The 12,821-nt window shown below is 66.9% G+C and carries 13 protein-coding genes and 1 pseudogene; 4 read left to right on the forward strand and 10 right to left on the reverse strand.

Annotation, left to right across the window (positions count from 1 at the left end):
• Nucleotides 1–66: 66 nt before the first annotated feature.
• The 8 genes from CEX88_RS25380 to CEX88_RS25410 form a co-directional block, all read right to left on the reverse strand.
• Nucleotides 67–2,037, reverse strand: coding sequence for a hypothetical protein (locus CEX88_RS25380; RefSeq protein ID WP_099459220.1), 1,971 nt, complete (start codon nt 2,035–2,037; stop codon nt 67–69).
• The gene (locus CEX88_RS25385) at nt 2,034–4,577 is read right to left on the reverse strand and encodes an ATP-binding protein (protein WP_094295594.1); all 2,544 of its coding nucleotides are present in this window, start codon (nt 4,575–4,577) and stop codon (nt 2,034–2,036) included. Before CEX88_RS25385 ends, CEX88_RS25380 begins: the two co-directional genes overlap by 4 nt.
• Complete coding sequence (locus tag CEX88_RS25390; RefSeq protein ID WP_094295595.1) at nt 4,561–4,938, reverse strand: hypothetical protein; 378 nt, start codon at nt 4,936–4,938, stop codon at nt 4,561–4,563. The genes CEX88_RS25385 and CEX88_RS25390 overlap by 17 nt, the downstream gene beginning before the upstream one ends.
• A gap of 2 nt (nt 4,939–4,940) precedes the next feature.
• Entirely contained in the window at nt 4,941–5,066 is a 126-nt protein-coding gene (locus CEX88_RS26560) for a hypothetical protein (RefSeq protein ID WP_274381146.1), read from the reverse strand.
• Between the two features lie 8 nt (nt 5,067–5,074).
• A complete protein-coding gene (locus CEX88_RS25395) occupies nt 5,075–5,356 on the reverse strand; it encodes a hypothetical protein (RefSeq protein ID WP_094295596.1) in 282 nt (93 codons plus the stop codon).
• A 71-nt stretch (nt 5,357–5,427) separates the two neighbouring features.
• Nucleotides 5,428–6,345: a conjugal transfer protein gene (locus tag CEX88_RS25400; protein ID WP_094295597.1), complete on the reverse strand. Its 918-nt coding sequence runs from the start codon at nt 6,343–6,345 to the stop codon at nt 5,428–5,430.
• 2 nt (nt 6,346–6,347) lie between these two features.
• Nucleotides 6,348–7,496, reverse strand: a complete 1,149-nt coding sequence (locus CEX88_RS25405; protein ID WP_094295598.1) for a hypothetical protein — start codon at nt 7,494–7,496, stop codon at nt 6,348–6,350.
• A complete protein-coding gene (locus CEX88_RS25410; protein ID WP_094295599.1) occupies nt 7,493–7,894 on the reverse strand; it encodes a hypothetical protein in 402 nt (133 codons plus the stop codon). The genes CEX88_RS25405 and CEX88_RS25410 overlap by 4 nt, the downstream gene beginning before the upstream one ends.
• Nucleotides 7,895–8,010: 116 nt before the next feature.
• On the opposite strand from CEX88_RS25410, the gene CEX88_RS25415 reads away from it, so the two are divergent.
• From CEX88_RS25415 to CEX88_RS26225, 4 genes and pseudogenes are all read left to right on the forward strand, one after another.
• Nucleotides 8,011–8,385, forward strand: coding sequence for a helix-turn-helix domain-containing protein (locus CEX88_RS25415; RefSeq protein WP_094295600.1), 375 nt, complete (start codon nt 8,011–8,013; stop codon nt 8,383–8,385).
• Entirely contained in the window at nt 8,375–9,151 is a 777-nt protein-coding gene (locus CEX88_RS25420; protein ID WP_094295601.1) for a hypothetical protein, read from the forward strand. The genes CEX88_RS25415 and CEX88_RS25420 overlap by 11 nt, the downstream gene beginning before the upstream one ends.
• A 44-nt stretch (nt 9,152–9,195) precedes the next feature.
• Nucleotides 9,196–9,330 (forward strand): annotated as a pseudogene (locus CEX88_RS26645) (DUF5710 domain-containing protein); the annotation flags it as partial.
• 345 nt (nt 9,331–9,675) lie between these two features.
• Nucleotides 9,676–10,083 carry a DUF2510 domain-containing protein gene (locus CEX88_RS26225; protein ID WP_202931655.1) on the forward strand — a complete coding sequence of 136 codons (408 nt, stop codon included), beginning with the start codon at nt 9,676–9,678 and terminating at the stop codon, nt 10,081–10,083.
• A gap of 29 nt (nt 10,084–10,112) precedes the next feature.
• Here CEX88_RS26225 and eccE read toward each other — a convergent pair whose 3' ends face one another.
• Together eccE and mycP are read right to left on the reverse strand one after the other, a co-directional pair.
• Nucleotides 10,113–11,660: a type VII secretion protein EccE gene (gene eccE, locus CEX88_RS25430; RefSeq protein ID WP_094295603.1), complete on the reverse strand. Its 1,548-nt coding sequence runs from the start codon at nt 11,658–11,660 to the stop codon at nt 10,113–10,115.
• Complete coding sequence (mycP, locus tag CEX88_RS25435) at nt 11,657–12,748, reverse strand: type VII secretion-associated serine protease mycosin (protein WP_238382206.1); 1,092 nt, start codon at nt 12,746–12,748, stop codon at nt 11,657–11,659. Before mycP ends, eccE begins: the two co-directional genes overlap by 4 nt.
• Nucleotides 12,749–12,821 lie beyond the last annotated feature (73 nt).

Consider the following 12,821-nt stretch of genomic DNA (forward strand, 5'->3'; position numbering starts at 1 on the left):
ATTCCTTTGCTCGAGTGACTTTGGACGGTCCCTCGAAGAATCACGCGATGACCTTCAATCACTCGGCTACGACACGCCGGTACCGCCGATCAGGTCCGACTCGTACACCACTCTGCTGGACGCAACCGCCAGGGTCGGCGCCTGTGCGGGTTCACGAGAAGGCGCGGAGCCACCAGTGGTGTCCGGGCGTGGCTGGCGCAGCGGGGCCGGTGAAGCCTCACCCCCCGCCCCCTGGGCGGCGCGGGACGCCGAGTTGCTGGTGTTCTTCGCGCTCTTGAGCACGTGCCCGGCGGTGCTTGCGACACCGGCCGCCTTGGCCGCGGCCGCGACCGGGACGGCCACCTCGGGGGCGGCGACCTTCACCGCGCTCATTGCGGCGGTCGCGGCCGCCGATTTCACAGCAGACTTCGCCGGCGACGCGTCGTTGCCGGTCCCGGCTCCGCTACCGGTGACAACGGTGCGCCCCGTGCTCGACGAGCGCGGCTTGAACCACTCCATGCCGGGTGTGCGCCGTGCCGACGAGGAGCCAGAGCCATCGTCTTGGCCGCCTGCGGTGTCGTTACCGCCGCCCCGTCCCAGACGCGCACTCGCGGACTGCGCCTTGTCGCGGTACGAGCCCGCTTCGTTGCGGACGGCGCCGGTGCCGGCATGCCACGCGCCGGTGACCTGACGGCCGATGGTGCCCATGCTGTCGGCGTGGAAGGAGCGGTCGACGAACCGGAAACCCAGCCAGAGAACGCCGGCGGCCACGGCCATGATGAGCACCCGAGGAATCGCTGTCGCCGTGGATGCGCCGAAGGCGTCCGTGGTCAGCACCCAGGTAATGCCGATTGCGGAAACGGCGAGGTAGACCTCGAACACCATCAGTTGGATGACATGCATGAAAAGCTCTGTGCCGCAGTGCTTGGCGAACGCCAGAGCCCGTCCGAAACCCAGCATGCCGATGAGGAAGGACGGCCCGACCAGGATGCCGAAGTACAGCGACTTGATGCCGACCAGCATCGCCGACAGGCCGACGTAGAAGTAAAAGAAGGCCACCACGATCGCGACCAGGACCAGCAGGAGACCAATGGTGGCGTCCGAGCCCCCGAGGCGCTGGGCATAGGCCAGAGCCTGCGGGGCGCCGCAGTTGGCCATGGCGTGCGCCGGGCCGGGACCATCAACGCCGCCCGCGCTGGTGATGGCCGAGTTCCATGCCTGCCGGCATCCGCCGACGTCATCGACGACCATGCCGAAGTTGAGGACCTGCAGCGGATGGCGCACGCCCGCCGTCACGACGTCGGCCATCAGGGCATCCAGCTTGGCGTCCAGCGAGGTGCCCGAGGCGAACGGTGCCCCGGTGGCGGCCTGGGCGATCTCCAGCCCGGTGCCACGCCCCAGCGCCAGCAGACCGTGCTCGCTGTACAGGTCGCCAATGGGGTCGGAGAACACCGTGGCCAGCAATACCGTCAGGACAAGGGCGGTGCCCAGCATGGCCCAACCCCGGCCGGGGTGGCCACGCAGGATGTGGTAGCCCGCCACGGTGACGCAGACCGTAATCGCGATGGGGGCCAGCATCATTGAGCTGACCAGCGAGGCGACCGCGTTGTAGAGCGGCAGGCCGAAGGTTGCGATGGCGACCAGCCAGCCGGTGGAGAGCGCGAAGCGCAGAAACCACAGCGCAGCGGCCATGATGAAGATGAACGTCCCGGCGATCATGCCCAGCCACCATGCCGCCGTCGCGTTGTCGACCGCGCGTTCCATGGCCGCGGCCATCCACGGCATCCAGGTGCTCGGATCGATCATCGAGATGTCTTGACCGTTGTTGGTCGCGGCCTCCCGCGCCGACACCATCGACAGGAAGTAGAACGCGATCGGCACACCGTCGTTGTCGCGCAGTCCTGTCCAGCCCAGCGCTGCGGAGCCGCCCGCGGCGACAGCATTCGGCGCGCACAGCAGGGCAACGAACGACAGCGTGTAGGTCAGCGTCATCGTCACGAGGGTGCGTCGTGCGCGCGGGTGGTCAGCCAACCACAGGGTCAGCGCGCCGGAGGTCATGCGAAAACCTCTTGAGGCGGGGTGCTGTCGACGTCGGCGGCCATCTGCGTGGTGGGAGCACCCAGGAAGCGGCAGCGGGCCCGCCGGCCGCGCTCATCAACGATGAACCCCTCCCCCATTCGTGAGGGGTGAACTTTGCCGAATGCTTCGTCGTCGCTGTCCTCGTCGTCGGCCGACTCGGCCGGGCTGGTGTCCTCGTAGTAGGACTGCACCACGTCGGGGTACAGCTCGGGATCGACCCCTGCCCACTCCAGCGTCTTGGTCGCCAATTCCTCGTTGCGGATCGCGAACAGCCATTTTTGGGTGATGAACTTATCCCCCATCCGGGCGAAATCCCGGTAGTCCTGGGAAATCAACCAGATACCGGTCGCATGCTTGCGGCCCTGGCGGGTGATGCGGTGGGCGGTGCGTGCGCCCGCGGGATAGGCCATCAGCTCGGCAGCCTCCTCGAAAATCATCGTGGAGAACTGCTCACGGTGCAGAAACTGGTGACGCTGCACGGTGTCGATGATCAGGCCATAAATCGCCATCCCCGCGCGAGCACTCTTGGGCAGCTTGTCGTACAGATGCGGGTTGAGAATGTCGTCGGCATCGGGCAAGCCGAGTCGGTTGGTCAGCCAGATCGTGGCCAGTGACTCTGACGGTGAGTACGGCGGCAACGTCTCGTCGAAGATGGCCCGGGCGGCTTGCTGGGTGGACCAGGCCTCCAGGCGCGCGAGCAGCATGTCGTTGTTGGCGTCGGGCTGAGCTCGCAGGTAGCCGATGAGTGAGCGCATGGAGTGAATGCCGTTGGCTTCACGCATCTGTGGGCTTACCAGCAGCGTAAACCGATTCTCCATGTCGCTGTCGGCGGGAACGCCGATCATCGGGAGGATGTGGTTGCCGGCGACGTCGCCGGCCTCCTGGAAGGCGAACATACGCAGCGGGTCGAGGCTGAACCGGGAATCGCCCAGATCGATAATTGTCGTGTGGGTGACGTTGCGGAACGCCTGCCCCCATTCCCCGTGGGTGCCCGGGTCGAACACGTCGACCTTGCCGCCGCGCAGGACTACCTCAATCCCAGAAAGCTTGGCGCGGTTGGACTTCCCCGCTCCAGGGTCTCCGATGACGATCAGGCCGGTGTTCTTGTGGCGGCGGGCACAGCCCTCAGGATCGTGCAGGATCAGGCTACGCCGCAGGGTGTTCTGATTCTCGGCCAGCGGTGTCCCGCGGGAGTCGCCCACCCGCGTCGAGATCAGCGGTGTGAACCGGCCCCACAGGTGCGCCGAGGTCGGATCGCGGAACTCGTCAAGGTGTGCGTGCTTCTCACTGCCCGGATTGAAAGCCGACCACAGCTTGGACTGCGCGCCGCGCCACCGACTGACCGCAATCTCGGCCTGGTCGAGTTCGTGGCGGACCTGTTTCACCGCGTCCTCGCACATCTCCAAGGTCGGAGCGCCCACGGCGATCAGGGTGGCTACGTCCAGCTCCCGCTCGCTGGGATTGGCCTTGATCTGCGCGTTGTACTCGCGCGTGTTGGCCAGCTTGATGTCGAGTTCGTCGTCCTCTTCGATCATCCGGCCCCGTTGGCGCATCTGGTCTTTGATGTTCTTGGCCGCGCGCGCGTTGAGCGCTTCCGCGCGGTCGGGGCTGCGCACGGTGACGTGCTGCATCCAGTCGATGGCGGCTTCGGTGTCGACGTTATCGAGGGCATACAGGTACGCCGCCTTGGTGAACCGTAGGCCGGTGTCGGGGAAGTGCGTGACTGGCAGCAGGGCCTGATAGCTCCACGGACCGTCCGGGTGGTCGGCGTCATAGAGGCGCACGATGGGGCGCATCGTCGGCCACCAGGAGGAGCGCACAGCGTTGGCGCCCTCGTCGACGCCAGGGCGTAGGAAGTCAGCGGCGGTGAGCCGGTCTGGGCCGGCCGAGGCCGGCGGCATCGGATCGCGCAGGGTCCCGCGAAAGACGTTGTGTCGGTGCTGCCACAGAATCTGCAGTGGACTTGCCGGTCGGACGCTGAACTGTTGAGGCAGCGAGGCGACCACCTCGGCGGCCAGGCGTGCATAGGCGGCGACCGAGGTGTCCGAATCGACGTCGCGACCGACTACCCAGTCCTTGGCCTTCGTGGCAGCTCCGGCTGCGGTGCGACCGCCTTTGCCGCTATCGACGGGGAAGGTCAGCCAGCCGCGACGTCGCTCTTCCAGGAACACCGGTGCGCCCGCGGGTGCGGCGGCGGGGTTGAAGGTGGGCTCCCACAGTCGGCAGTGCTCTACCCAGCCTGGTCGGTGGCTGTGGTTGCCAACGATGTTGCGCATCAGTCGGTTTGGATCGGTGGTGTCCAACAGTCCGGACAGTGACCACCCCGAGGGCAGTGCGCGGGCCAAATTGCGGTAGAACCGGCTGCCCCGTTCGTGGGTGCGCAGCGGTCGCAGGACAAGCGGCAGCCCGTCGATGAGGTAGTCGGCATACACCCCGCCGCGGGTGAAGCGCAGGTTGCCGATCACGGCCAGCGGCGGATCGAAGAGATGATCGACGCGCGGATCAGCGTTGCGTGCCATGACCGCTCCTGGTCGCCGGGCGCGCTGCGCATCCGTTCTTGGGCAGAATCGACGCCAGGGCGAAGCTGGCGCGCGCGGCCAGCGACGGTCGCCGCTTGGGCAGGACCATCCGCAGGATCACCGTCACGACGACAGCTGCCACGGCAGCGATGCCCAGGACGCTGAACCCGGCGCCTTCGTGAGTGCGGAACCACCACAGCGCGGGCAACATGATCATGCCGATCGCAATGAGTTCGGCACTGCGGTACGGGCCGCCAGGCAGGCGGTTCCCGGTCGAGGACTCCCCGGCGTAGATCGGGACATCGCGGATGCCGGTGAAGACCTTCGCCGGCTCCCCAGTGGGTACCTCGTTGTTGGGCATGGTCAGCTCTCTTCGTGGTGGCTGATGAGGATGGGTTGGTTGTTCGCGTCGTCTATCAGCCCGGTGGTGGCGTAGATGAGCGCGGCGATGATGAGGAAGCCAAGCAGCGACGCGGCCAGCTCAGACATTCGTTGCGTCATCGCCCGTAGACGGAGACGATGCCGCGCTGTTCCAGCTCTTGGTTGCCTGACTGTTGGAAGCCGGCGACGTTGGCGATGATCAGCGACAAGATGATGCCGCCGACCACGGCGCCGATGGCCGATCCGATTCCCTGCTTGAAGCCGTTGCGCAGGCCGACCGCGATGCCCAGCGCCATGGCGGCCAGACCGCCGACGACGACGACGATCGAGAAGATCTCTTGGGACATGCCCACGATCCCCTGTGCTGCCAGAACCGTTGTGTTCGAGGCGATATCCATTGGTGTTCCCTTTCAGTGTGATGGTGGATGGACCGAGCTGGCGGCGGGGTGCCGCAGCTACGAAGGGATGTTCACCGTGTGCCCACGGCGACGGGGGTGGGCGGGGCATCAGGGTCGATCGCCGGAACCACGTCAATGGCCGCGACCGACCAGGCGCCGCCGGTGGCGCGCAGGGTGAGCGGATACTCCAGTGGCGTGGAGGTGTAGTCGGCTGCTCGCGCGCTGACCGTCACCCAGACCCGCAGCTCGCCGCCTTCGGCCGGGGCCTCCGGGACCGGGTTTTGCGCGCGGATTGAGGTCACCGCGGCGGTGGAGTAGGCGCGCAGCGGACCCAGCCCCGAGTCCACGGTGACGAATCGTTCGATCCCGTTGGCGTCGGTGAGGTAGCACGTGACAAAGCCGCTGATCACCGCCGCCAGAACGGCATCGTTGGTGATGGTCACCGGGTAGTCCAGCGACACGTCGACCCCGGGTGGTGGCGGGTCGCGGCGTGCCGGTTTGGCCATAGCCCGGGGAGCAGCACCGTTGTAGACACTGACCGGGAGCTGGTAGTAGCTGCGCACCGGAGGGGCGTTGGTATAGGACTGCTCGGTCACGGACACGATGACGCCGTAGGTCGCGACGCCAGGCGTCGTTTGGCCGAGGAAGGTCGCAGATGCAGCCTGCGCCGAAACGATCAGCGGGGAGGTGGTGGGCAGCGACATATCGGTGCTGTTGGGAAAGCAGCGCGCCACCTCACCGGCCCGACTGCTGCTGGCTGTCAGAAGCACTGTCACGCAGTCGATTGCGTAACTCTCCACCAGGGCGGTCTCGTTGCCCACCGAGCGCGCGGTCACTGCCACCGGGGTCTCGTCTTGCGGGAACACCCACCGCCACAGCGTGGACACTCCGCTGATGACCGAGCAGACCACGAGAATCGTCACGATCACCTTGGCGCTGCCTTGGCCGGTCGTGGTGAGTCGTCGCCGCCAGGTGTTGGTCAGTTGCATTGTCAAACCGCCTTGTGTCCAATGATTTTGATGCTCGACACGGCGAAGGTGCCGTCAGCCGGATCCCGCGGCGTCGACCCGCCGGGGAACACGGGGACTGGTGTCGGCGCGGCACCCTGGTTGCCGCCGAGAATGTCGCCCAGGATTGACGGGCCGGCGCTCGGTGGCGGTGCGGCCGGCGAGTTAGTTGGTGCGATCGCGGGCGGGCGGCTGGTTTCTTGGATGATCAGCGTGATCTTCGAGGCCAGCACGCCGGGGCGGATGGATTCCACGGCTTCGCCACGGACATTGCCGGTGTTCTGGTTCTTCACCGTGCGGTCGGTGTCGTTGAACTGCCACTGCACACGGGTGACCACGCGGTGCTGCAGCCACGGGTCCGGCTGATCCGGGCTGACCTCGGTTTTGTTGACTGCGCCCGGCACGATGGACACCGCGGTGATGACGAAGGTTCGTCCCAGGTCGATCTCCAGGACTTGACCGTCAACCGACCGCACACAGACCCACGGAGTCGTGGAGCTGGGGTCGGCTACCGACTGCGCTGAGGTCGATCCCGGTGGGCAGTCCGAGGACGCCGTAAAGGGAAGCGGCCCATCGGTGTTCGGGGGAGGGCTGGGTGGCGCCACCTCGACCACACGGGGCGCGACCGGGGCGGAGGCTGGCTTGGATGGTTCCGCGCTCGGCGAGTTGGCCATGGTGACGACGAGGGTGATGATTGTGCCCAGGACGGCCGCAGCGCCGAGCGCGGCGACTACCCACGGGGTGTATCGGCGCGGCGACGAATCATTGGAGGGAATGGCGGCGGCGTCAGAGGATGTGCTGTCTAGATCCACCACCGCACCGCCGACGTCGAATGACCCGCCGACATCGAAGGGTGCGCCGAGCAGTACGGGCCCGTCACCGTCGTAGTCGTAGTCATCCTCGGCATAGCCCAGCGGTGATTCCTCGCCGTCGCCGTCGTCATCGAAGTCTGGGGACTGTCGTTCGGACGCGGAGTCGTCGGCTGTGTCGGGCTGCGGTTCCTCGTCGCCCGAGGGGGGCGCCGATCGAGAACCGTTGTCGGCGCCGAAGGTGCCATCGCGGTCATCGTCATCGTGAACCGTGACCGCCCCGATGTTCTTCAGCCACTCGTCGTTGTCGATACCGCGCGTCATGGCCGCCGGCCCCGGACTGCGCCAGACGGGCGGTTTCCTGCGCGAGGACGCCGCACGTGCGTCCCCGCTGCGTGAGTCATGGCCGGAGCGACGTCGAGGTCCTCCTCCGTCTCGGGCGGCCCCCACCGCAGATGCAGCTCCTCTGCGGGATTCATCTCAGCGAGCGGTAGCGCCGCAGCGGTAGGAGCGGGCTGCGGGGGAACCGCGGGGTATGGCGCCCACTGCGCGGCGGGAGCGACTCGGCCGCGCCCACGCCGGCGGAGCACATGCAGCACCAAGGCGGCGAGCGCCACTACCGCCAGGACCGGGGCTAGCTGGACAAGTATCTGGACCAGTACGGCCACGACAACGGTCAGACCGACCGCCACCCCCGCCGCCACCATCAGCACGATCTTCACGTCAAGCCTCCCTCGAATCGGCTTATGCTCAACTCTGTGACCGCACCGTATCCATTAAGGGGCAAATGTGTCCACACTCATGGACGACTAAGGGCGAAATATGATTCTGTTAGCGCATGGAGGCACCAGAACAGGGCATCGAGCGGCTGCACCACTTCGTCACCGAGCGGCGACGCGCACTCGGCATCAGCCGCGCGCAGATGTTCGCCCGCGGCGGGCCGTCACCCTCGACGATGAACAAAGCCCTCACCGGGGACCGGGGGTTGTCTCGATCCACCCTGGAGCGCATCGACCGCGCGCTCGGATGGGCGCCGGGCTCGGCCGAGACTGTGATGAGCGGCGGTGCCCCCACTTCGCGCATTCCGGCGCCGAGTGACGCGGCATGCCCTGCGCATGAGCACGTGGTCACAGTCCTGGAAAGCATCCGGACCCAGCTGCACACCGCCGAGCAGCTGGTGGAGGATCTGCTTGGGTCCGGCCATGCCCGCTGAGGTATTTGACGAGGAGCGCCGTGCCTGGATCGCCGCGCGCGCCGGCATCTGGATGTTCCAGAAGCGCCGCGCCGAGCTGCTCGGCAAGCGCATCCGTGCCCGGAGCCGCGCCAAAGTGGGTGCCCGACCCGACCCGCACGACGATCAGGTGACTCCGCCGCTGATCTTCCGCACGTCCTCCACCACGACCGGTGCCCTCGAAACCGGTGTCGTCGCCGTCCTCGCCGCGGCCGCACCGATCGGCTGGCCGGCCGGCCAGATGCTGTACAGGCTGATCATTGGACTGATCCCCGAGCGTCTGCAGGCGTACCCCATTGCGGCGCTGCTCTGGGCCGCCATCATCAGCGGCGCACCCTTGCCGCTGCTGTATGACCCCAACCCCTCGCTGGCCAGCACGCTGCTCATCCCGTGGCTGCTCGCCCAGATCCCCGCCACCTTTGCCGCCGCCGCCACCTACGGAGTCCTCGAAGGATGGTTGGCCATCGACGGCTCCAGCGACTGGTGGCCGCTGACGCCCGCCCAACGCGACGTTGACGACACCCTGATACTCGGCCCGGCGCCCGTGTCGATGCCGACGCTGCTCGATCCCGCCCCGACTACGGGGAACCGCTCATCAGACGCCCTGCCCGTCCCGCGCCGAAGGCCGGCGCCGGTCAACTGGACCCGGCTTGCCCTCCCCGCCACCGTCGCTGGCGCCGGCACCATCTGGTACCTGGCTGCCGTGCTAGCCGCGGCCATAGCCATCCCTTCCGCGCTGCTTGGTTAGTTGCAGCGCCAGCGCTTGTCGCCCCGGTGAGCTGTAATCGAGGCATGACGGATTCGGGCACAGAATCCCGGCTGTGGTTGGAGGTACCGTTCTCCGAAAAGGAGGCCGCGAAAGCCGCCGGAGCACGCTGGGATGCATCCCGGCGCTCTTGGTACGCCCCCCGCCCCAACATGTCCCAGCTGCAGCGCTGGGCAGGCCGTGAACCACTTCCTGAGCTTCTGCCCGGCGAGGACCGCTCATTCGGGGCCGGACTGTTTGTCGATCTCATCCCAGAGTCGTGCTGGTTTACCAATGTCCGCAGTTGCGTTGTCGCTAGCGACTGGGACCGGCTGCGGAAGGTGATCTATCGGCGCGCTGGACAGAGGTGTGAGATATGTGGCGAGGGAAGGGACCCTAGCGCCGGTGTCCACCTTGAAGCCCACGAGCGATGGCTCTATGACGAGGCGTCAACGACTCAGCGACTGATGCGCTTGGTGTGCTTGTGCACCTGGTGTCACGAAGCGACCCACTTTGGCCTGGCCGAAGTGCGCGGCTTCCGCAGCCGTGCCCTGATGCAGCTAGTAGCCGTCAACGGATGGTCGCGTGATGCCGCCGAACTCCATGTCCAGCAGGCGTTTAGGATCTGGCAGCGCCGCTCGCGTATCGATTGGACGCTGGATCTGAGCATTCTCCGCGATGTTGACATCGAGTTGCAGCGCCCACCTGCAAAGGACGAGCGGCGAGAGGTGGCGGCAGAGACTCTGGAGGGGGCGCGTGGGGACAGAATGCTTGAGCAGGCCGCGTTGCCCGTCGCGGGTTGGTATTCCGACCCCTCGGCGGCTTTCGCGCACCGTTGGTGGGATGGCGCACAGTGGACTCATGTCGTGGCGGTCCACGGAAAGGCGTTCATTGCTGAACCGGGCCGCGCCCTTCGCCCCGCACCTGTCCGCTGATGAGGTCGTGCATGCACGACCTCTCCTCCTCAGTTCAGGAAGGTCTGCTCGTTGCGGAAGGTCACCGCGTCCAGGCGAGCGGTGAAGCGCTCGGTTTCGATGCGGATTCGTCCGTTGCGCTGAGTGATTCGTACGTCGGGCTCAACCGACCGGGGTCCCGCGCCGACGCTGATGCTGACGAGAGCGCCGGGGTAGGGATTGGCTGACCCGTTGTGCACCACCACCGTTGGGGGTCGCGGCGGCTGAGCGCGCAGATCGGTGGTGTTCCAGATCCGCGACGACGCGGCTGCCATGGCCCACCGGCGGCGCGGGTCATACACGGCGACCACTTCACCGCTGGCAGAGGCGCGGCGAATGAGCTGCCGGACAGCGAAATCGTCGTCGGAATCGATGACGATGCGGGTGGGCCCAGCCGGGTCGCGCAGCGGCATGAGTAGCAGCGCATCGTCGACTTTGCCCAGCATGACCCCCGACGAGCCGATGGCCACGGCTGCGTCGAGATCGGATGTCAACGTTCGCGCCGGCATTCCGTTGATCCGGTCGGATCCGGGCAGCAGCGCAGACAGCGCCCACCACTGGCGACCTGTGTAGCGGTTGAGGATGACCGCTGGGGGGGTGAGCAGCGGCTGCGCCGTGGTGAATCGCACCGTGGCCGACACGGTGATCCCCTCGCTCGAGCGGCGCAAGTGCAGCGCGAGCAGCGTGTGCTCTGAGGCGATTGCCCACATGTCATCGAGGCGTTCCGCCGTGAGGTCCTCAGAGCTGAGGTAGTAGCTGGTGACGTGGGCCCCACGGTGGGTGAGGTCTTTCCAGCCCTCGCGGAAGGTGCTCTCGATGTCTTCCTTGCTGCCGCCGTGCATGTCCAGAACAGCCTGGCGCATGTCGGCGGCCGTCATTGGTTCTGCGCGGCAACCGCTTTGGCGCAACGCACGTGTGATGCGACGGGTGACTGCGGCGACGGCGCCAGCGGCATCGGTGCGCCACATCAGCCCGGCCGTGGTGTCCGGAGCGCGGGTGTCCATGCGGATCATCAGCATGGTGCTGCGCTGTCCGGCTGCGGGTCGGTCGGCTAGGAGCTGGGCGTAGAACTGGCCATAGTTGTCACTGGCGGTGCGGCGGCCTTGAGCGATGACGTCGACGTCCACACCAAGTCCAAACCGTTGCATCTGCTCAGCAATCACGCTCAGTGGCAACGTGTTCGGGGTCTCAGCACCCTGCGGACGCAGCAGCGTGGGGATGTAGGGCCGACCCCACACGTTGACCATTGTGACCAGGGTGTGCTCATTGACGTGCACGCCCAAGGGCTGCCCATCGCTGTCGACGTCGACGTACTCGCCGGTTTCCACACGGTGTTCCTTATGGCGGAGCCGTCCGATGGATCGTGTGAGCCACTGCCAGGGTGTCAGCCGCGACACCTTCACCATCAGCAGCAGTGCGCCGAGGACCGCGCCGCCGGCTGCACCGGCCCACCATGGCCCGTCGAAGGCGATGGCGATGGCCGTGCCGACAACGGCGAGAATTTCGGTGGGCAATGCCGCGCGCAGATCGGCGCGCGCGCTCCAGGTGCGTTCCTTCATCGTTGATGCTTCCTTCGCCAGACAGTTGTCCCCCACAGCACCGCGCCAACCAGCACCACGCCAGCCCCAATCTGGGCAGCCAGCATGCGTGCCGGTCGCGGATCCGGCGGCGGTGGGGGTGGCGGAACGTGCAAGGGCGCTTCGGTGGGTGTCGGTGCTTTGGCCGGAGCTGGCGGCACGTCCCAGGTCAGTGCAGCGAGCGGGTCGACCACGCCGTAGCCGATCACGTTGTCGCGCCCGCCCGCAGGTGCGTGCGCGGTGGCCGTGAGTCGGTGAATGACTTCGGCCGCGGGCAGCTGCGGGAACTTGGCCCGCACCAGTGCTGCCACTCCAGAGACATAGGCCGCCGAGAACGAGGAACCGATGATGGGTTTGAACTTGTCCTCGTCGATCGAGGCGTTGATGACGTTTCCTGAGGTCGACAAGCCCACGATGTCAGACCCCGGCGCCGCGAGGTCTACCCACGGCCCGTGCAGCGACGCAGCTTGGCCCATTAGCGGTGTGCCGAAGTTGTCGGTGGCCGACACCGCCAACACGTAGTCGTCGAACCAGGCCGGTGAGGCGATGGTCACCACTTCATCCCAGCCGGATGCGCCGGTCGGTGGTGGCGGATTCTGACTGCATCCCTGGGTGCCCGCGTTGCCAGCGGCCGCGACGATCACCGCGTCGCGGTCGACCGCTGCATAGCGCAGTGCCGCGCCTAGGATTGCCTGGTCGGTGGGCTTGGTTACCGGGATGCAGGACACCAGCGAGATGTTGATGACTCGTGCGCCGAGGTTGGCGGCATGCACGATCGCACGCGCCAGCGTGTTGATGTCGCCGGTTCTGCGGACCTGTTCTTGGTCCTGATCGATGCGGGGATCTTTCAGCCCGAAGTTCTGCGAGCTCTGTCGGATCGCCAAAATCACTGAGTCCGGGGCGATTCCGACCAGGCCATCGGGGCCACCAGTCGGGGGCGGCAGCTGTGGATGGGGACGCTGCGGCGCCTGGGCGACACTGCCGCTGGGGCCCCACGCCGAAGGTGGCCCGGGCGGCCCCGGCGGCGGCGGAGGTTCTGCCGGCGGTGGCGGGGTCGTCGTCGCCGTCATCGATACCGGGGTGGCGCCCTCTCCGCGCCTGCCGCACCTGGTGGCAGGCGGGGATTACGTGTTGGCGCAGTAC

The sequence above is a fragment of the Mycobacterium neumannii genome, assembly GCF_002245615.1.
Lineage (GTDB): Bacteria > Actinomycetota > Actinomycetes > Mycobacteriales > Mycobacteriaceae > Mycobacterium > Mycobacterium neumannii_A.

What these genes read in the sequence shown, in the direction of transcription:
- CEX88_RS25405 (WP_094295598.1), bottom strand. Translation starts at nt 7,496, where the DNA reads ATGACGCGCGGTATCGACAACGACGAGTGGCTGAAGAACATCGGGGCG.
- CEX88_RS25380 (WP_099459220.1), bottom strand. Translation starts at nt 2,037, where the DNA reads ATGACCTCCGGCGCGCTGACCCTGTGGTTGGCTGACCACCCGCGCGCA.
- CEX88_RS25420 (WP_094295601.1), top strand. Translation starts at nt 8,375, where the DNA reads ATGCCCGCTGAGGTATTTGACGAGGAGCGCCGTGCCTGGATCGCCGCG.
- CEX88_RS25390 (WP_094295595.1), bottom strand. Translation starts at nt 4,938, where the DNA reads ATGCCCAACAACGAGGTACCCACTGGGGAGCCGGCGAAGGTCTTCACC.
- CEX88_RS25385 (WP_094295594.1), bottom strand. Translation starts at nt 4,577, where the DNA reads ATGGCACGCAACGCTGATCCGCGCGTCGATCATCTCTTCGATCCGCCG.
- mycP (WP_238382206.1), bottom strand. Translation starts at nt 12,748, where the DNA reads ATGACGGCGACGACGACCCCGCCACCGCCGGCAGAACCTCCGCCGCCG.
- CEX88_RS25395 (WP_094295596.1), bottom strand. Translation starts at nt 5,356, where the DNA reads ATGGATATCGCCTCGAACACAACGGTTCTGGCAGCACAGGGGATCGTG.
- CEX88_RS26560 (WP_274381146.1), bottom strand. Translation starts at nt 5,066, where the DNA reads ATGTCTGAGCTGGCCGCGTCGCTGCTTGGCTTCCTCATCATCGCCGCG.
- eccE (WP_094295603.1), bottom strand. Translation starts at nt 11,660, where the DNA reads ATGAAGGAACGCACCTGGAGCGCGCGCGCCGATCTGCGCGCGGCATTG.
- CEX88_RS25415 (WP_094295600.1), top strand. Translation starts at nt 8,011, where the DNA reads ATGGAGGCACCAGAACAGGGCATCGAGCGGCTGCACCACTTCGTCACC.
- CEX88_RS25400 (WP_094295597.1), bottom strand. Translation starts at nt 6,345, where the DNA reads ATGCAACTGACCAACACCTGGCGGCGACGACTCACCACGACCGGCCAA.